At 47.8% G+C, this 16,712-nt stretch carries 30 protein-coding genes, 3 tRNA genes and 2 rRNA genes; all 35 read right to left on the reverse strand.

Annotated features, from left to right (window positions below; all coding sequences use genetic code 11):
• Nucleotides 1-42 precede the first annotated feature (42 nt).
• On the reverse strand, nt 43-438 hold the full coding sequence (gene rplQ, locus Q8M75_RS09920; RefSeq protein ID WP_305489024.1) for a 50S ribosomal protein L17: 396 nt from the start codon (nt 436-438) through the stop codon (nt 43-45).
• A gap of 16 nt (nt 439-454) precedes the next feature.
• Nucleotides 455-1,435, reverse strand: coding sequence for a DNA-directed RNA polymerase subunit alpha (rpoA, locus tag Q8M75_RS09925; protein ID WP_108468260.1), 981 nt, complete (start codon nt 1,433-1,435; stop codon nt 455-457).
• Between the two features lie 23 nt (nt 1,436-1,458).
• A complete protein-coding gene (gene rpsD, locus Q8M75_RS09930; RefSeq protein ID WP_305489027.1) occupies nt 1,459-2,082 on the reverse strand; it encodes a 30S ribosomal protein S4 in 624 nt (207 codons plus the stop codon).
• 115 nt (nt 2,083-2,197) lie between these two features.
• Nucleotides 2,198-2,608 (reverse strand): 30S ribosomal protein S11, encoded by a 411-nt coding sequence (gene rpsK, locus Q8M75_RS09935; protein WP_108468259.1) that lies wholly within the window; start codon nt 2,606-2,608, stop codon nt 2,198-2,200.
• Between the two features lie 18 nt (nt 2,609-2,626).
• The gene (rpsM, locus tag Q8M75_RS09940; RefSeq protein WP_305489031.1) at nt 2,627-2,992 is read right to left on the reverse strand and encodes a 30S ribosomal protein S13; all 366 of its coding nucleotides are present in this window, start codon (nt 2,990-2,992) and stop codon (nt 2,627-2,629) included.
• A gap of 24 nt (nt 2,993-3,016) precedes the next feature.
• Entirely contained in the window at nt 3,017-3,133 is a 117-nt protein-coding gene (gene rpmJ / locus Q8M75_RS09945) for a 50S ribosomal protein L36 (protein ID WP_108468257.1), read from the reverse strand.
• A gap of 34 nt (nt 3,134-3,167) precedes the next feature.
• Nucleotides 3,168-3,386, reverse strand: a complete 219-nt coding sequence (gene infA / locus Q8M75_RS09950; RefSeq protein ID WP_068320132.1) for a translation initiation factor IF-1 — start codon at nt 3,384-3,386, stop codon at nt 3,168-3,170.
• A 2-nt stretch (nt 3,387-3,388) separates the two neighbouring features.
• A complete protein-coding gene (gene secY, locus Q8M75_RS09955; protein WP_305489050.1) occupies nt 3,389-4,732 on the reverse strand; it encodes a preprotein translocase subunit SecY in 1,344 nt (447 codons plus the stop codon).
• Between the two features lie 11 nt (nt 4,733-4,743).
• Nucleotides 4,744-5,184 carry a 50S ribosomal protein L15 gene (rplO, locus tag Q8M75_RS09960; protein ID WP_305489053.1) on the reverse strand — a complete coding sequence of 147 codons (441 nt, stop codon included), beginning with the start codon at nt 5,182-5,184 and terminating at the stop codon, nt 4,744-4,746.
• A gap of 28 nt (nt 5,185-5,212) precedes the next feature.
• On the reverse strand, nt 5,213-5,404 hold the full coding sequence (gene rpmD, locus Q8M75_RS09965) for a 50S ribosomal protein L30 (protein ID WP_108468254.1): 192 nt from the start codon (nt 5,402-5,404) through the stop codon (nt 5,213-5,215).
• A 24-nt stretch (nt 5,405-5,428) separates the two neighbouring features.
• A complete protein-coding gene (rpsE, locus tag Q8M75_RS09970; protein WP_108468253.1) occupies nt 5,429-5,947 on the reverse strand; it encodes a 30S ribosomal protein S5 in 519 nt (172 codons plus the stop codon).
• Between the two features lie 21 nt (nt 5,948-5,968).
• Nucleotides 5,969-6,322 carry a 50S ribosomal protein L18 gene (gene rplR / locus Q8M75_RS09975; protein ID WP_305489057.1) on the reverse strand — a complete coding sequence of 118 codons (354 nt, stop codon included), beginning with the start codon at nt 6,320-6,322 and terminating at the stop codon, nt 5,969-5,971.
• 12 nt (nt 6,323-6,334) lie between these two features.
• Nucleotides 6,335-6,868 carry a 50S ribosomal protein L6 gene (gene rplF, locus Q8M75_RS09980; protein ID WP_305489060.1) on the reverse strand — a complete coding sequence of 178 codons (534 nt, stop codon included), beginning with the start codon at nt 6,866-6,868 and terminating at the stop codon, nt 6,335-6,337.
• A gap of 10 nt (nt 6,869-6,878) precedes the next feature.
• Complete coding sequence (gene rpsH, locus Q8M75_RS09985; protein ID WP_108468250.1) at nt 6,879-7,274, reverse strand: 30S ribosomal protein S8; 396 nt, start codon at nt 7,272-7,274, stop codon at nt 6,879-6,881.
• Between the two features lie 24 nt (nt 7,275-7,298).
• Nucleotides 7,299-7,604, reverse strand: a complete 306-nt coding sequence (gene rpsN, locus Q8M75_RS09990; protein WP_108468249.1) for a 30S ribosomal protein S14 — start codon at nt 7,602-7,604, stop codon at nt 7,299-7,301.
• A gap of 9 nt (nt 7,605-7,613) precedes the next feature.
• Nucleotides 7,614-8,156 carry a 50S ribosomal protein L5 gene (rplE, locus tag Q8M75_RS09995; RefSeq protein ID WP_108468248.1) on the reverse strand — a complete coding sequence of 181 codons (543 nt, stop codon included), beginning with the start codon at nt 8,154-8,156 and terminating at the stop codon, nt 7,614-7,616.
• 15 nt (nt 8,157-8,171) lie between these two features.
• Nucleotides 8,172-8,480 carry a 50S ribosomal protein L24 gene (rplX, locus tag Q8M75_RS10000; protein WP_305489066.1) on the reverse strand — a complete coding sequence of 103 codons (309 nt, stop codon included), beginning with the start codon at nt 8,478-8,480 and terminating at the stop codon, nt 8,172-8,174.
• A gap of 9 nt (nt 8,481-8,489) precedes the next feature.
• Nucleotides 8,490-8,858 (reverse strand): 50S ribosomal protein L14, encoded by a 369-nt coding sequence (rplN, locus tag Q8M75_RS10005; RefSeq protein ID WP_011901910.1) that lies wholly within the window; start codon nt 8,856-8,858, stop codon nt 8,490-8,492.
• 180 nt (nt 8,859-9,038) lie between these two features.
• Nucleotides 9,039-9,308 (reverse strand): 30S ribosomal protein S17, encoded by a 270-nt coding sequence (gene rpsQ / locus Q8M75_RS10010; RefSeq protein WP_108468246.1) that lies wholly within the window; start codon nt 9,306-9,308, stop codon nt 9,039-9,041.
• A 9-nt stretch (nt 9,309-9,317) separates the two neighbouring features.
• On the reverse strand, nt 9,318-9,512 hold the full coding sequence (gene rpmC / locus Q8M75_RS10015) for a 50S ribosomal protein L29 (protein WP_108468245.1): 195 nt from the start codon (nt 9,510-9,512) through the stop codon (nt 9,318-9,320).
• Nucleotides 9,513-9,526: 14 nt separating this feature from the next.
• Nucleotides 9,527-9,940, reverse strand: a complete 414-nt coding sequence (gene rplP / locus Q8M75_RS10020) for a 50S ribosomal protein L16 (RefSeq protein WP_108468244.1) — start codon at nt 9,938-9,940, stop codon at nt 9,527-9,529.
• 3 nt (nt 9,941-9,943) lie between these two features.
• Nucleotides 9,944-10,777, reverse strand: a complete 834-nt coding sequence (rpsC, locus tag Q8M75_RS10025; protein ID WP_305489075.1) for a 30S ribosomal protein S3 — start codon at nt 10,775-10,777, stop codon at nt 9,944-9,946.
• 8 nt (nt 10,778-10,785) lie between these two features.
• Nucleotides 10,786-11,118, reverse strand: coding sequence for a 50S ribosomal protein L22 (gene rplV, locus Q8M75_RS10030; RefSeq protein WP_199908302.1), 333 nt, complete (start codon nt 11,116-11,118; stop codon nt 10,786-10,788).
• Nucleotides 11,119-11,125: 7 nt separating this feature from the next.
• Nucleotides 11,126-11,404, reverse strand: a complete 279-nt coding sequence (gene rpsS / locus Q8M75_RS10035) for a 30S ribosomal protein S19 (RefSeq protein ID WP_011901904.1) — start codon at nt 11,402-11,404, stop codon at nt 11,126-11,128.
• 19 nt (nt 11,405-11,423) lie between these two features.
• On the reverse strand, nt 11,424-12,254 hold the full coding sequence (gene rplB / locus Q8M75_RS10040) for a 50S ribosomal protein L2 (protein ID WP_108468242.1): 831 nt from the start codon (nt 12,252-12,254) through the stop codon (nt 11,424-11,426).
• Nucleotides 12,255-12,256: 2 nt separating this feature from the next.
• A complete protein-coding gene (gene rplW / locus Q8M75_RS10045) occupies nt 12,257-12,571 on the reverse strand; it encodes a 50S ribosomal protein L23 (RefSeq protein WP_108468241.1) in 315 nt (104 codons plus the stop codon).
• Nucleotides 12,568-13,188, reverse strand: coding sequence for a 50S ribosomal protein L4 (gene rplD, locus Q8M75_RS10050; RefSeq protein ID WP_108468240.1), 621 nt, complete (start codon nt 13,186-13,188; stop codon nt 12,568-12,570). Before rplD ends, rplW begins: the two co-directional genes overlap by 4 nt.
• Nucleotides 13,189-13,199: 11 nt before the next feature.
• Nucleotides 13,200-13,856, reverse strand: coding sequence for a 50S ribosomal protein L3 (rplC, locus tag Q8M75_RS10055; RefSeq protein ID WP_108469950.1), 657 nt, complete (start codon nt 13,854-13,856; stop codon nt 13,200-13,202).
• A gap of 187 nt (nt 13,857-14,043) precedes the next feature.
• Nucleotides 14,044-14,355 carry a 30S ribosomal protein S10 gene (rpsJ, locus tag Q8M75_RS10060; protein ID WP_305489086.1) on the reverse strand — a complete coding sequence of 104 codons (312 nt, stop codon included), beginning with the start codon at nt 14,353-14,355 and terminating at the stop codon, nt 14,044-14,046.
• Between the two features lie 126 nt (nt 14,356-14,481).
• A complete protein-coding gene (tuf, locus tag Q8M75_RS10065) occupies nt 14,482-15,672 on the reverse strand; it encodes an elongation factor Tu (RefSeq protein ID WP_108468228.1) in 1,191 nt (396 codons plus the stop codon).
• Between the two features lie 76 nt (nt 15,673-15,748).
• Nucleotides 15,749-15,823: transfer RNA gene (locus Q8M75_RS10070), tRNA-Thr, on the reverse strand.
• 26 nt (nt 15,824-15,849) lie between these two features.
• Nucleotides 15,850-15,923 (reverse strand) — tRNA-Gly (locus tag Q8M75_RS10075).
• 77 nt (nt 15,924-16,000) lie between these two features.
• A tRNA-Tyr gene (locus Q8M75_RS10080) sits at nt 16,001-16,086 on the reverse strand.
• 104 nt (nt 16,087-16,190) lie between these two features.
• Nucleotides 16,191-16,304: ribosomal RNA gene (rrf, locus tag Q8M75_RS10085) — 5S ribosomal RNA — on the reverse strand.
• 103 nt (nt 16,305-16,407) lie between these two features.
• A 23S ribosomal RNA gene (locus Q8M75_RS10090) occupies nt 16,408-16,712 on the reverse strand; the annotation flags it as partial.

Here is a 16,712-nt window from a genome sequence, read left to right on the forward strand (position 1 = left end):
AAAGCCAGACCGAAGCCTGGCTTTTGACTATACCCCAAAGACTTAGGCTGCGTCAGCTTCGACTGCAGTCTCTTCGACTTCTGGGCGATCCATCAGCTCAACCAAGGCCATTGGCGCATTGTCGCCATGGCGAAAGCCAAACTTCAAAATGCGCAAGTAACCGCCTGGGCGTGTTGCATAACGTGGGCCGAGTTCGGTGAAGAGCTTGGTAACGATATCGCGATCGCGTGTGCGGTTAAAAGCCAAGCGGCGATTTGCCAAATTGTCTTTTTTGCCTAAGGTAATTAAAGGCTCAACAACCATGCGCAATTCTTTTGCTTTTGGCAAAGTGGTTTTAATCACTTCATGCTCTAAAAGCGAATTAGACATATTGCGCAACATCGCCAAACGATGGGATGAAGTTCTGTTGAGTTTGCGTAAGCCGTTTCCGTGACGCATGGTGCTTCCTTTCTAATTATTTCTCGAGGCTAGCGGGTGGCCAGCTCTCAAGTTTCATGCCAAGACTCAAGCCACGAGCCGCCAAAACATCCTTAATTTCATTCAAGGATTTGCGACCCAAGTTAGGCGTCTTTAACAATTCATTTTCGGTACGTTGGATCAAATCACCAATGTAATAAATATTCTCAGCCTTCAAGCAATTGGCCGAGCGTACTGTCAACTCAAGATCATCCACTGGACGCATCAGCATTGGATCAACGGTCGATGAACGGCTTGGAGCCAAATCACCCATGACTTCGCTGCTTTCCAGCGCAGCAAAGACAACCAGCTGATCAACCAAGATGCTAGCGGCTTGACGAATTGATTCTTCTGGCGATAACACGCCATTGGTTTCAATGGTCATGACCAAACGATCTAAGTCGGTACGTTGCTCAACGCGAGCCGACTCTACTGCATAGCTTACGCGTGAAACTGGGCTAAACGATGCATCAAGCACAATGCGTCCGATTAACTTGGTCGCTTCATCGTGGTACTGACGCATGTTGCCTGGAACGTATCCACGGCCTTTTTCAACCTTGATCTGCATATCCAGCTTGCCGCCTGCGGACAAATGCGCAATCACGTGATCTGGGTTAATAATCTCGACATCGTGTGGCAAATCAATATCCTTGGCTGTAACAACGCCAGGACCTTCTTTGCGCAAATTAATTGTCACCTCGTCGCGTGACTGGAGCTTGAATACAACGCCCTTTAAATTCAACAATAAATTAACTACGTCTTCTTGTACGCCATCCAGAGTGGAATACTCATGAACAACGCCAGCAATTGCAACTTCAGTTGGAGCAAAACCCACCATGGATGACAGCAATACACGGCGTAAGGCGTTACCTAAAGTGTGGCCATAGCCCCGCTCAAAGGGCTCCATGACAACTTTTGCTTGATTTGCTGTAATTGCTTCAACAGAAATAATTTTTGGCTTGAGCAAATTTGTTTGCATATTTTCTTCCTTAAAGTGCCTAATTAGCGCGAATACAATTCGACGATCAAACTTTCATTAATTTCACCGCTAATTTCATCGCGGTCTGGCACTTGTTTAAATGTTCCCTCTAGCTTTGCCGCATCAACCGTAACCCAGTTAACTGCGTTTGTTTGCTGTACTAAATTGAGTGATTCTTGAATACGAGTTTGTTTTTTTGCTTTTTCACGGATCGCAATGACATCCCCAGGCTTTACCTGAATCGATGGAATATTTACTGCACTGCCATTGAGCATGACGGCGCAATGCGATACCAACTGACGCGCTTCAGCACGTGTGGAACCAAAACCCATGCGATACACGACGTTATCTAAACGGGACTCCAAAAGCTGCAGCAAGGTTGCGCCGGTATTACCTTTGCGACGCTCTGCTTCAGCAAAATAACGGCGGAACTGACGCTCTAAAATGCCGTACATGCGTTTTACTTTTTGCTTCTCGCGCAACTGATTGCCGTAATCCGAAGTCCTGGAGCCTGATGTGCGTCCATGTTGACCTGGCTTGGTATCTAGTTTGCATTTATCCGACAGAGCACGGCGTGCGCTCTTCAGAAATAAGTCGGTACCTTCCCGACGGGATAGTTTGGCCTTAGGGCCTAAGTAACGTGCCACGATGCTTTCCTTTCTTTGCCGCAGTCTTTCGACCGGCGGTGAGTCCACCCTTTACATCAGATGAACAGTGGGCTTTAATAAAAAATAACTAAACGGGTACTACGTACTGCAAAACTTAAATGCGGCGACGCTTTGGAGGGCGGCAACCATTGTGCGGGACAGGCGTTACGTCCTGAATCTCCGTAATCTTGATTCCCAAGGAATTCAAGGCACGAACAGCAGATTCACGACCTGGGCCAGGGCCCTTAATTTGAACTTCTAAATTCTTAATGCCACATTCGATTGCAGCTTTACCCGCAACTTCAGCGGCTACCTGAGCAGCAAATGGAGTTGACTTACGTGAGCCTTTAAAACCTTGGCCGCCGGAGGTTGCCCATGAAAGCGCATTACCCTGACGATCCGTAATCGTAATAATGGTGTTGTTAAAAGAGGCGTGTACGTGCGCAATGCCGTCTGCTACGTTCTTTTTAACTTTCTTACGCGCACGCTGGGCGGCTGCGTTTGAACTAGTTTGCTGTTTTGCCATGTCGTTTAACTCTCTCGATTATTTCTTAAGTGCGATACCAGACTTCCGTGGGCCCTTACGGGTACGCGCGTTTGTCTTGGTACGCTGACCGCGAACTGGCAGACCTTTACGATGGCGAACACCACGGTAGCAACCCAAGTCCATCAAGCGCTTGATGCTCATCGTGACTTCACGGCGCAGATCACCTTCTGTCGTTAGCTTGCCGACTTCGTCGCGCAATTTTTCTAAATCGCTATCGGTTAAGTCTTTTACTTTTCGGTCAAACGGAACACCAGTCGAAGCGCAGATTTTGCGTGCCCGTGTTGTTCCAATGCCAAAAATAGCCGTTAAACCGATAACGGTATGTTGATGATTTGGGATGTTTACCCCAGCGATACGTGCCATGAGAATTCCTCTTAATTAACCGAATTAGCCTTGACGCTGCTTATGACGTGGATCTGACGAGCAAATCACACGCACAACGCGTTTGCGCTTAATGATCTTGCAATTTCTGCAAATGACCTTTACGGATGCCAATACTTTCATAACTCACCTATTCAAAAATATTTACTGCTAATTACTACTTCGCGCGGAAAATAATGCGCGCGCGCGTCAGGTCGTATGGAGTCATCTCCACCGTCACCTTGTCTCCTGGAAGGATTCGAATGTAGTGCATCCGCATCTTTCCAGAAATGTGCCCCAATACAACATGTCCGTTTTCCAGCTTTACGCGAAACATCGCGTTCGGCAAATTCTCAACTACTTCACCAGCCATTTGAATAACATCATCTTTTGACATAGTTACTGTGTAATACCCATCTTAAAGTTGGCCTTCTTCATTAAAGAGCCATACTGCTGCTGCATTACAAACGACTGTACTTGCGACATAAAGTCCATTGCCACAACGACAATAATCAAGAGTGAGGTACCGCCAAAATAGAACGGTACGTTGTACTTCAAGACCAAGAACTCGGGCAGTAAACAGACCAGCACCATATAAATTGCGCCGCCCAAAGTTAAACGCACCAAAATCTTGTCGATGTAACGGGCTGTTTGATCGCCTGGGCGAATGCCTGGAACAAAGGCGCCGCTCTTCTTTAAGTTATCTGCTGTGTCACGGCTGTTGAATACCAAAGCGGTGTAAAAGAAACAGAAGAAAATAATGGCTGTTGCATACAGAATCACATATACCGGCTGACCTGGGGCCAATGTCGCTGCCAAATCTTTAATTACGCTGCTGAACATATTGGTTGGCTCGCCCGAAGTAAACCAACCAGCAATCGTTGCAGGAAACAAAATAATCGACGAGGCAAAAATAGGGGGGATCACTCCAGCCATATTGAGCTTGAGCGGCAAATGGGATGATTGACCGCCGTACACTTTATTGCCAACCTGGCGCTTTGCATAATTCACCAAGATACGTCGCTGGCCGCGCTCAACAAATACAACGAAATAGGTCACTGCAATCACAATTAATACAATGAACAATCCAGCTAAGATGCTCATGGAACCAGTACGGACCAACTCCATTAGACCGCCAATAGCGCTTGGTAAACCAGACACAATTCCAGCAAAAATAATGATTGAAATGCCATTACCTAAACCGCGCTCTGTGATTTGCTCGCCAAGCCACATTAAGAACATGGTGCCGGTAACTAAGGTGATCACGGTATAAACCTGAAATGCCAAACCCGGGTCAATTACCAGACCAGGCTGCGCTTCCAGTGCCACTGAAATACCCAAGGCTTGAAAGGTCGCCAACACAACCGTTGCATAGCGAGTGTATTGCGTAATCTTGCGTTGGCCAGCAGGGCCTTCTTTTTTCATCGCCTCAAGCGATGGAACAATGATCGTTGTTAACTGCATGATGATCGATGCAGAAATGTAAGGCATGATGCCAAGCGCAAACACGGTGAAGCGGGACAATGCGCCACCTGAGAACAGGTTGAACATTCCCAAGATGCCGTCTTTTTGACCTGAAAACAATTCAGCCAACTGATTTGGATCGATACCAGGTACTGGAATATGCGCGCCGATTCTAAACACAATCAAAGCGAGTACTAGGAATACCAAGCGTCGGCGTAAATCGCCGAACTTGCCTCCTGCTTGCGCAGTGCTTTGCATGTTAGAAGAGCCGAGTGCCATTAGGGTGTCAATTAAGCCTGATTAACTAACTTGCCGCCAGCCGCTTCAATAGCTGCTTTTGCACCAGCTGTTGCGGTTAAGCCTTTTAAAGTAACTGCACGCTTGAGTTCGCCGGTCTTGATAACCTTAACTGCGTTGATTTGTTCGCCAGCATAACCATGCTGCTTCAAAACCAAGAGGTCGACCTCAGCTAAACCAATCTTTTCAAGATCGTTCAGTGTAATTTGACCAACGTGACGACGTGTCAGCGATACGAAGCCGCGCTTTGGCAGACGACGATACATTGGCATTTGACCGCCTTCAAAGCCAACCTTATGAAATCCGCCTGAACGGGACTTTTGTCCCTTATGTCCACGACCAGCTGTTTTGCCAAGGCCAGAACCGATACCACGTCCAACGCGGCGGCGATTTTTCTTAGAACCTTCTGCAGGTTTAATTGTGTTGAGTTGCATAGTATTTGCCTATATATCTTGCTGATCGTTAGCCGATGACTTTGACCAAATAAGAAACTTTATTAATCATTCCGCGTACTGCAGGCGTATCTTGTAATTCTGAAACCGAATTGATACGGCGTAAGCCTAAACCGCGAACAGTCGCACGGTGACTTTCACGAGTACCAATCAAACTGCGAACCAATTGCAGTTTGACTTTGGAGTTGGATTGCGTTGTCATTTGTAAATTCCTAATCTAGTGGTCTTAGCCGAGAATCTCTTCAACTGACTTACCGCGCTTAGCAGCAATTTCAGAAGGAGTGCTCATCTTGCTTAAACCATCGATGGTTGCACGAACCATGTTGTAAGGATTGGTTGAGCCAATCGACTTTGCAACAACGTTGGTTACGCCCATTACATCAAAAATTGCGCGCATTGGACCACCGGCAATAACACCTGTACCGTCTTTGGCTGGGGAAATCATTACCCGTGACGCGCCATGCTGACCGATCACGGTATGTTGCAATGTACCCTTACGGAGCGTTACTTTGATCATCTTGCGACGGGCTTCGTCCATTGCTTTTTGAACGGCCACGGGAACTTCTTTCGATTTCCCTTTGCCCATTCCAATACGGCCATCGCCATCACCCACTACGGTCAGTGCGGCAAAACCTAAAATACGGCCGCCCTTCACTACCTTGGTTACGCGATTAACAGCAATCATCTTTTCGCGAAGACCATCATCGCGCTCTTCGGATTGCATCTTGGTTTGCATTTTTGCCATGTTTTTTCCTAAACCAATCTGTTAGAACTTCAGGCCGGCTTCACGCGCGGCTTCAGCTAATGCTTTGATACGGCCGTGATAACGGTGGCCAGAGCGATCAAAGGCAACGTCAACAACGCCAGCTTTAACAGCGCGTTCAGCAATTAACTTGCCGATTTGTTGGGCTGCAGATGCGCTTCCGCCATTCTTAATTGCTGCACGGAGATCTTTTTCCATAGTCGACGCTGCTGCGAGTACTTTTGTACCGCATGGGCTATAAACCTGTGCAGAAATGTGGCAGTTGCTGCGGATAACCGTTAAACGGTTTGCTAATGCTTCAGCGATCCGAATGCGAGTCTGCCGAGCGCGCCTTAATCTTGATTCGTCTTTATTCATATCTAATCCCGATTACTTCTTCTTAGTTTCTTTGAGATGCACGACTTCGTCGATATAACGAACACCCTTGCCTTTATATGGCTCTGGTGAACGGTATGCGCGAACCTCTGCAGCAACTTGACCAACCTGCTGCTTGTTGGAACCTTTAATTACGATTTCAGTTTGCGATGGCGTTTCTGCTTTTACACCCTTTGGCAGGTTGTAAATAATGTCGTGTGAAAAACCGAGTTGCAATTTCAGGGTATCGCCCTGAGCAGCAGCACGATATCCAACGCCTACCAAGCTGAGCTTGCGCTCAAAGCCGGTGGTAACGCCAATCACCATGTTGTTGACTAATGCACGGGTAGTACCTGACAGCGCAGCGGACTCGACTGTGTCATCTTTGCGTTCGACGTTGATGAAACCGTCGGCCTGGCTTAAACCAATGCAGGTATTCAAGGTATGGTTCAGGGTGCCTAATGGGCCCTTTACCGTTACATTCAAACCGCTAATTGTTACTTCAGCACCTTTTGGTACTGGAATGGGGGATTTTCCGACTCTGGACATAGTGATCTCCTTAAGCGACGTAGCAAATAACTTCGCCACCCACGCCAGTAGCGCGCGCTTTGCGATCGGTCATCACGCCTTGGGGTGTGGAGATAATTGCCACTCCCAAACCATTCATGACTTCAGGAATATCGTGACGGCCTTTATAGATCCGCAGTCCAGGCGTCGATACGCGCTGAATGCGTTCAATAACGGCACGGCCAGCGTAATACTTCAGCTCGATATGCAATACCGGCTTCGCTGCTTCGCCCTTGATTTCAAAACCATCGATATAGCCCTCTTCTTTCAGGACTTTGGCGATGGCCACTTTAATTTTTGATGACGGCATGACAACCATCGGTTTCTGCACCGCTTGCGCGTTGCGAATCCGGGTCAACATGTCGGCGATTGGATCGCTTATGCTCATGAGTTCTCCTAATTCTTTCGCCGCTTACCAGCTGGCCTTGGTTAAACCGGGGATTTCGCCACGGAAGGCGATTTCACGAATCTTGCTACGGGCCAATCCAAATTTACGGAATGTGCCACGTGGTCGACCGGTCAATGAACAACGATTCCGCTGGCGGATCGGGCTTGCGTTACGTGGTAGAGCTTGCAATTTCAGACGGGCTTCATAGCGCTCTTCGTCGCTACGGGCTGTATCGGCGATGATGGCCTTTAATTCAGCCCGCTTTGCTGCGTATTTCTCTACACATTTAGCGCGCTTATTCTCGCGCTCAATTAGGGATAGTTTTGCCACGTTAGCCTCTTAATTGCGGAAAGGGAATTTAAATGCCGCCAACAGCGCTTTTGCTTCATCGTCTGTTTTTGCGGTTGTCGTAATGCTGATATTTAGACCACGAAGTGAATCGATTTTGTCGTATTCAATTTCTGGGAAAATAATTTGCTCTTTAACGCCGATGTTGTAGTTACCACGGCCATCAAATGCCTTGCCTGAGATTCCGCGGAAGTCACGAACGCGTGGCAGCGCAACCGTAACAAAACGGTCTAAGAATTCAAACATGCGTGCGCCACGCAGGGTAACCATTGCACCAATGGGATAGCCTTGACGAATCTTAAATCCGGCAATCGCTTTACGTGCTTTCGTTACAACTGGCTTTTGGCCTGCAACTTTCGTTAAATCACCAACAGCATTCTCGATGATTTTCTTGTCATTCACTGCGTCGCCAAGACCCATGTTCAGGGTGATCTTAGTAATGCGTGGGACTTCCATTACCGACTTGTAACCGAATTTGGTCATCAAATCGCCAACGACTTTTTCTTTGTAGTGTTCTTGAAAACGTGTGCTCATAATTTCTCCGGGCCCTTATGCGCTTAACGTTGCGCCAGTGGTTTTCAGAAAACGGACTTTCTTGCCGGCATCCACTTTGATACCAACCTTAGAAGGCTTGCCGTTTGCGTCTACCAAAGCCACATTAGATACGTGGATTGGCATCACTTTGTCGATCATGCCGCCAGTAGTGCCTGTATTGGGATTAGGCTTAACGCTCTTTTTATAGACGTTGACACCCTCAACCACTAATTTGTTCTCGAGTACATTCGTGACTGTTCCTTTTTTGCCTTTATCGCGGCCGGTCAGAACAATGACGGAGTCACCTTTACGAATCTTTTTCATATCTACCCCTTAAATCACTTCAGGCGCGAGGGAAACGATCTTCATGAACTTCTCGGTACGCAATTCGCGCGTAACCGGTCCAAAGATACGAGTTCCAATCGGCTCAAGCTTGGCATTCAGCAGTACTGCGGCATTGGCATCGAACTTAATCAATGAGCCGTCTGGGCGGCGAACGCCCTTAGCAGTTCTTACCACTACTGCGTTATAAATATCACCTTTTTTTACACGGCCACGTGGAGCAGCGGACTTCACGCTGACTTTGATGACATCACCGATACTGGCGTAGCGACGCTTAGAGCCGCCCAATACCTTGATGCACAACACTTCACTGGCGCCAGTATTATCGGCAACCTGCAATCTACTTTCGGTCTGAATCATTTCTTAATTCCCAACTTATTGGCCAAAGGCGAACAGTTTTGGTTCCGTCAATGGGCATTTAGCGACGCTAAAACCCGGATTTAATGGAAAAACTACTTCTATGTACCGCGAAAAGCCTTCTATTCTACTACTGAAACAGGGGCTATGGCAAGGAATCTTGCGCATTTCCCCCTAAAAAACTTAAATACCCTTTGATGCCTCAACGAGACGGGTTACAACCCACGACTTTGTACGTGAAATTGGCTTAGATTCAGCAATTTCAACTGTATCGCCCATCTTGTACTGGCTGGCTTCGTCGTGCGCATGGTACTTTTTGGAGTGCCCAACGTACTTACCATATAGAGCGTGCTTTACCTGGCGCTCTACTAAGACCGTCACGGTTTTTTGCATTTTGTCACTTACAACACGGCCAATTAATGTCCGGCGTAAGGGTTTGGAGGTTTCTGTCATATCCCGTCCTTATTTCTGGGCAGTCTTTTGGGTAATAAATGTCTTGACGCGAGCGATGTCGCGCTTAACTTTACCCAATTGGCTAGTGTTTTGAAGTTGCTGAGTACCCTTTTGCATGCGTAGTTTGAAGCTCGTTTTGAGGAGCTCAGACAATTCGCTGTTTAAGGCATTCAGGTCTTTGGTTTGCAATTCTTTGTTATTCATTATCTCTATCCCGATTAGCCTAAGTGGCGAATCACAAATGTGGTCTGAATAGGTAACTTCGCTGCAGCTAGCTTGAAAGCTTCGCGCGCCAAGGTCTCATCGACTCCGTCCATTTCATACAACACTTTGCCTGGTTGAATCTCAGCAACGTAATACTCTGGATTACCTTTACCGTTACCCATACGGACTTCAGCTGGTTTTTGCGAAATTGGCTTATCTGGGAAAATACGAATCCAAATACGGCCACCACGCTTAATGTGGCGAGTCATCGCACGACGTGCCGACTCAATTTGGCGTGCGGTTAAACGACCGCGACCAACTGCCTTTAATCCAAAGTCACCAAAGGCAACTGAACTGCCGCGCGTTGCGACTCCAGTATTACGGCCTTTTTGCTCTTTGCGATATTTGCGACGCTTTGGTTGCAACATGCTTTACTCTCCTGACTTCTGTGTTTCAGCAGCAGCATCTGGCTTAGCTGCCGCCTTGCTAACACGCTTAACAGCTGGTTTTGCAGCCACCAATGGTTTTGCGTCACCTGCAGCAGGCGTACGACGTGCTGTTTTTGCTGGTGCACGGCGTGGCTTTTTGTCATCAACGACTGGCTCTGCTGGCGCCGCTACTGGAGCATCCGCACCGCGACCCAATGTGTCGCCTTTGTATACCCATACTTTGACACCAATAATGCCGTAGGTTGTTTCTGCTTCCGATGTTGCGTAATCGATGTCCGCCTTCAAGGTGTGAAGTGGAACGCGACCTTCGCGATACCATTCGCGACGCGCAATCTCAGCACCATTCAAACGGCCTGAAGACATGATCTTGATGCCCTGTGCGCCAAGACGCATTGCATTTTGCATGGCACGCTTCATCGCACGACGGAACATAATCCGCTTCTCTAACTGCTGAGTAATCGAGTCAGCAATTAATTGTGCGTCGACTTCAGGCTTACGAATTTCTTCAATGTTCACATGAACAGGAACGCCCATGCGCTTTTGCAGTTCGCGGCGAAGCACTTCAATATCTTCGCCTTTTTTACCGATCACGACACCTGGGCGTGAGCTATAAATCGTAATGCGTGCATTTTTAGCAGGACGCTCAATGATGACTTTGCTAACGGATGCATTCTTCAATTTCTTTTTCAAATAGATGCGAACGTCCACATCTTCTTTGAGCATTTTTGCAAAGTCAGTATTGTTTGCATACCAACGTGATGTCCAATTCTTGCTTACCGAGAGTCGGAATCCGGTGGGGTTTATCTTTTGGCCCATATCTTTCCTTAGTTACTCAAGGTCACGCTAATGTGACAAGTTTGTTTTTCGATTTGATTGCCACGGCCTTTGGCGCGCGCTGTAAATCGCTTCAAGGAGGTACCTTTGTCAACAATAATTGCGGCAACTTTGAGCTCATCAATATCGGCACCTTTATTGTGTTCAGCATTGGCCATTGCAGACTCAACTACCTTCTTCACAATAAATGCCGCCTTCTTGGGGCTGAAATTCAAAATGTTCATGGCGCGTGCAATTGGCAAACCACGAATTTGATCAGCGACCAAACGTGTCTTTTGCGCAGAAATGCGGGCGCCCTTGTGAATAGCTTTAACTTCCATCATCATCCCCTTACTTCTTCGTTACTTTCTTGTCAGCAGCGTGACCTTTGAAAGTACGGGTCAAAGCGAACTCGCCTAACTTATGACCCACCATGTTTTCTGATACATAAACCGGAACGTGTTGACGACCGTTGTGCACAGCAATTGTCAGACCAATGAAGTCGGGCAGAATTGTGGAACGGCGTGACCAAGTTTTAATCGGCTTTTTGTCTTTGTTTGCCTGTGCGACTTCGACTTTTTTTACCAAGCTGGCGTCGCAAAACGGGCCTTTTTTAGCTGAACGTGTCATATCTATTTATCCTTATCGCTTAACGTTTTTGACGACGTTGAACGATCATCGAAGTTGTACGCTTGTTACGACGTGTACGATAACCTTTGGTTGGAGTGCCCCATGGCGATACAGGAACACGGCCTTCGCCAGTCTTACCTTCACCACCACCATGTGGGTGATCCACTGGGTTCATTGCCACACCGCGTACGGTTGGGCGAATACCACGCCAGCGATTTGCACCTGCTTTACCAATTTGACGCAAGCTATGCTCTTCATTGCCAACTTCACCAATCGTGGCACGGCAATCGATGAGAATGCGACGTACTTCGCCGGAACGCAAACGAACCTGAGCATATACACCCTCACGTGCCAGCAATACAGCTGAGCCACCTGCAGAGCGAGCGATTTGCGCGCCTTTGCCTGGGAGCATTTCAACGCAATGGATCGTGCTACCAATTGGAATATTACGAATTGGCAAGTTGTTGCCTGCCTTGATTGGTGCTTGCGAACCATTCATGACTGGCTGACCTGCAACCATGCCTTTAGCAGCAATAATGTAACGACGCTCACCGTCTGCAAACAACAATAAAGCGATGTTTGCGCTACGGTTTGGATCGTATTCCAAGCGCTCTACTTTGGCGGCAATACCATCTTTATCGTTGCGCTTAAAGTCAACAACGCGATAGTGGTGCTTATGTCCACCGCCTTTATGACGGGTGGTAATGTGGCCGTTGTTATTACGACCGGCTTTTTGAATCTGTGGCTCCAACAACGCTGCGAAAGGTTTTCCTTTATGCAGGTCTGGGTTTACCACCTTGACCATTGAGCGACGACCTGGTGAGGTCGGTTTTGTTTTCATCAAAGGCATGATTAATTCGCCTCCGCTTCAAAGTTGATTTCTTGACCAGGCTTCAAATTAACGTAAGCCTTCTTGACGTGATCGCGACGACCTTCAAAACGACCATAGCGCTTTGGCTTGCCTTTTTGATTGACGATTTGAACTGAGTCCACTTGAACTTTGAACAGCAATTCAACGGCTTGCTTCACATCACTCTTGTTTGCAGCGCGGTCTACCTGAAAAACTACTTGCTCGTTTTTCTCAGCAACCATGGTTGCTTTTTCCGAAATAACCGGTCCAAGCAAAACCTTCATCAGGTTGTGATCATTTCTGCGTGTTTGGCTCATTTCAGCAACTCCTCGATTTTGGCAATCGCTGCTTTGCTCACCAACACTTTTTGATACTGAACCAAAGAAAGCGGGTCAGCATGTTGTGGCTCTACTACGGCAACTTTATGCAAATTGCGTGCAGCTAAATACAAGTTTTCGCTGACCTGATCAACAATAATCAGCACCGAATCCAAGCCCATTGCTTTTACCTTTTCGGCAAGCACTTTGGTCTTTGGAGCATCGAGCTCAAATTGATCAACCACGTTTAAGCGTCCTTCGCGAGCTAACTGAGACAGAATCGATCTCATACCAGCGCGATACATTTTTTTATTTACTTTGTGGCTGAAATTTTCTTCTGGGGAGTTCGGGAATATCCGACCACCTCCACGCCACAATGGGGAAGAGCTCATACCAGCACGTGCACGGCCAGTGCCTTTTTGGCGCCATGGCTTTTTCGTGGTGTGCTTAACTTGCTCGCGGTCTTTTTGTGCGCGGTTACCGCTACGTGCATTGGCTTGATACGCCACTACAACTTGGTGTACCAATGCTTCGTTGTATTCGCGCTCGAACACTTCGGGTGAGGCTTGAATGCCTGCAGCGAGAGTGCCGTTATCTTGGAGAAGCTTGAGTTCCATATTCGCTCTCCTTATTTCTTCTTCAGCGGAGTCTTAACCGCTGGAGTAACGATGACTTTACCGCCTGGGGCGCCGGGTACGGCACCTTTAACCATGATCAGATTGCGTTCTGTGTCAATGCGGGCGATGACTAAATTTTGTACGGTGCGTGTAACGTCGCCAAGGTGACCTGTCATGCGCTTACCTGGGAACACACGTCCTGGATCTTGCGCCATACCAATCGAACCTGGCACGTTATGCGAACGGGAGTTACCGTGACTGGCGCGACCGGAAGCAAAGTGGTAACGCTTGATGGTACCGGCATAGCCCTTACCAATCGAAACGCCTTGCACATCGACCTTTTGGCCGGCTGCAAATGCTGCATCTGCTGGAATAACTTGACCAGGCTTCATTTCTGCAATTTTGGCTGCATCTAAATGAAATTCATTCAACGCATTGCCAGCCATTACGCCAGCTTTTGCAAAATGACCTGCCATGGGTTTGGTTACGCGCGTTGCTCTACGGGTGCCGTGGGCCAACTGAATAGCATCGTAGCCATCCGTTTCCTGGGTCTTAATTTGAGCAACCCTGTTATCACTCACGTCAATGACGGTGACTGGGATGGAATCCCCTTCATCCGTAAAAAGACGGGTCATACCGACCTTGCGGCCGATTAAGCCTAAGCTCATATTCATGCTCCACGCCGACTTCGATTGGTCAGCAATAATTTAATTTAAGTGATTTATGGACAAATATGTCGATAAATCAATAACTTACAACAAAAACGAGTCAGAAATTACATTTCTGAACCGAGAAAAGCCTTCAATTCTATCGTGCTAAACCGATTTAGGCAAGGCCTAAATCGGATAAATGCCATTACTTCAGCTTGATTTCGACGTCCACACCGGCTGGGAGGTCTAATTTCATCAATGCATCCACTGTCTTTTCGGTTGGATCAACGATATCCATCAAACGCAGATGGGTACGAATTTCTAACTGATCACGTGAGGTTTTATTCACGTGGGGTGAACGCAGGATGTCAAAACGCTCGATGCGCGTTGGCAAAGGAACTGGTCCCTTTACTACTGCGCCGGTGCGCTTTGCTGTATCAACGATTTCAGCAGCAGACTGGTCGATGAGACGGTAATCAAACGCTTTAAGACGAATACGAATTTTCTGGTTTTGCATAGTAATTCCAAAGAGCGGTGCGGTGCTGCCGCGTTATATTTCTAAAGAGCTCGGTGGCATCTGCAGCACAGACGCCACCGGTTAGCAAAACGCTAAATAATTATTGCTACTAAATACCTAAACCTATTAAGCCAAAATCTTTGCTACCACGCCGGCGCCAACAGTACGGCCACCTTCACGGATCGCAAAACGCAAACCTTCTTCCATCGCGATTGGCGCGATGAGCTTGACAGTAATGCTGACGTTATCACCTGGCATCACCATCTCTTTGTCTTTTGGCAACTCGATCGAACCGGTTACGTCCGTAGTACGGAAGTAAAACTGAGGACGGTAGTTGTTAAAGAAGGGAGTATGACGACCACCTTCGTCTTTACCTAAGATGTAAACCTCAGCAGTAAAGTGGGTGTGTGGGGTGATGGAGCCTGGCTTAGCCAATACTTGACCGCGCTCGACTTCTTCACGCTTAGTGCCGCGCAACAAGATACCGACGTTATCGCCTGCTTGACCTTGGTCGAGCAATTTACGGAACATCTCAACACCAGTACAAGTGGTCTTGAGTGTTGGCTTGATACCGATGATTTCAATCTCTTCACCAACTTTAACGATACCGCGCTCAATACGGCCAGTAACAACCGTACCGCGGCCGGAGATCGAGAACACGTCTTCTACAGGCATCAAGAAGGCGCCATCAACTGCACGCTCTGGTGTAGGGATAAAGGTATCTAAGGCTTCAGCCAATTTCATGATGGCTTCTTTGCCCAAAGGACCTTCGTCGCCGTCTAAAGCTAGCTTGGCAGAGCCGCGCACGATTGGTGTGTCATCGCCAGGGAACTTGTACTTGGAGAGAAGCTCACGCACTTCCATCTCAACGAGCTCGAGGAGTTCTTCGTCGTCCACCATGTCGCACTTGTTTAGAAAGACGATGATGTAAGGCACGCCAACTTGGCGGGCCAAGAGGATGTGCTCACGAGTTTGTGGCATTGGGCCGTCGGCTGCAGAGCAAACCAAAATAGCGCCGTCCATTTGGGCTGCGCCGGTAATCATGTTCTTGACATAGTCAGCGTGGCCTGGGCAATCAACGTGCGCATAGTGGCGGTTGGCTGTCTCGTACTCAACGTGCGCGGTATTAATCGTAATACCGCGTGCTTTTTCTTCTGGAGCAGCATCGATCTGATCGTATGCTTTTGCTTCGCCACCAAATGCTTTTGACAGCACGGTTGCAATTGCTGCAGTGAGGGTGGTCTTACCATGGTCAACGTGACCAATCGTACCAACGTTTACGTGCGGTTTTGTCCGCTCAAACTTTTCTTTTGCCATTTTTTTGTCTGCCTTTAAATAACTCTTTAATTAAATCAATTGCAAATGAACTGCGCGTTAACTCAACTTCAAATAGTGGTGCCCATGGGCAGGATCGAACTGCCGACCTCTCCCTTACCAAGGGAGTGCTCTACCACTGAGCCACATGGGCTAATTTCCAAAATGCTCCTGCAATGCTGGAGCGGGTGAAGGGAATCGAACCCTCGTCATAAGCTTGGAAGGCTTCAGCTCTACCATTGAGCTACACCCGCAGCGTATCAACATCAATAATCTGCAACATCCCCAACTAACCCGCTTAATACTTTTAAATACTTTCTTACAAAACAACTGGTGGAGAGAGTTGGATTCGAACCAACGTAGGCGTAAGCCAACAGATTTACAGTCTGCCCCCTTTAGCCGCTCGGGCATCTCTCCGGGAACCTTAAATTTTCGCCTCTTCTAGCACTGCTGTCAATCCTAAAAAGGCGTTGCACAAGTAAAAACGCCCAGACCTAAAAGGGTCTGGGCGTCGCATTGGTGCCCGGCAATTACCTACTTTCACACGGGTAATCCGCACTATCATCGGCGTTGAGTCGTTTCACGGTCCTGTTCGGGATGGGAAGGGGTGGTTCCAACTCGCTATGGTCACCGGGCGTAGAGGGTGGGCTGTAATACATCTACAACCCCATTTGAGTAAGCAATTTATTGGATAAGCGATTGAATCTCGCAAACAGCCAACACAATAGTGCTGGTTATAGGATCAAGCCTAACGGGCAATTAGTATCAGTTAGCTTAACGCATTACTGCGCTTCCACACCTGACCTATCAACGTTGTGGTCTTCAACGACCCTTTATGTAGGTTAAACCTACGGGAGATCTCATCTTCAGGCAAGTTTCCCGCTTAGATGCTTTCAGCGGTTATCTCTTCCATTCATAGCTACCCTGCGATGCTTCTGGCGAAACAACAGGTACACCAGCGGAATGTCCACTCCGGTCCTCTCGTACTAGGAGCAGCCCCCGTCAATCTTCCAGCGCCCACGGCAGATAGGGACCAAACTGTC

This window comes from Polynucleobacter sp., assembly GCF_030693775.1.
GTDB lineage: Bacteria > Pseudomonadota > Gammaproteobacteria > Burkholderiales > Burkholderiaceae > Polynucleobacter.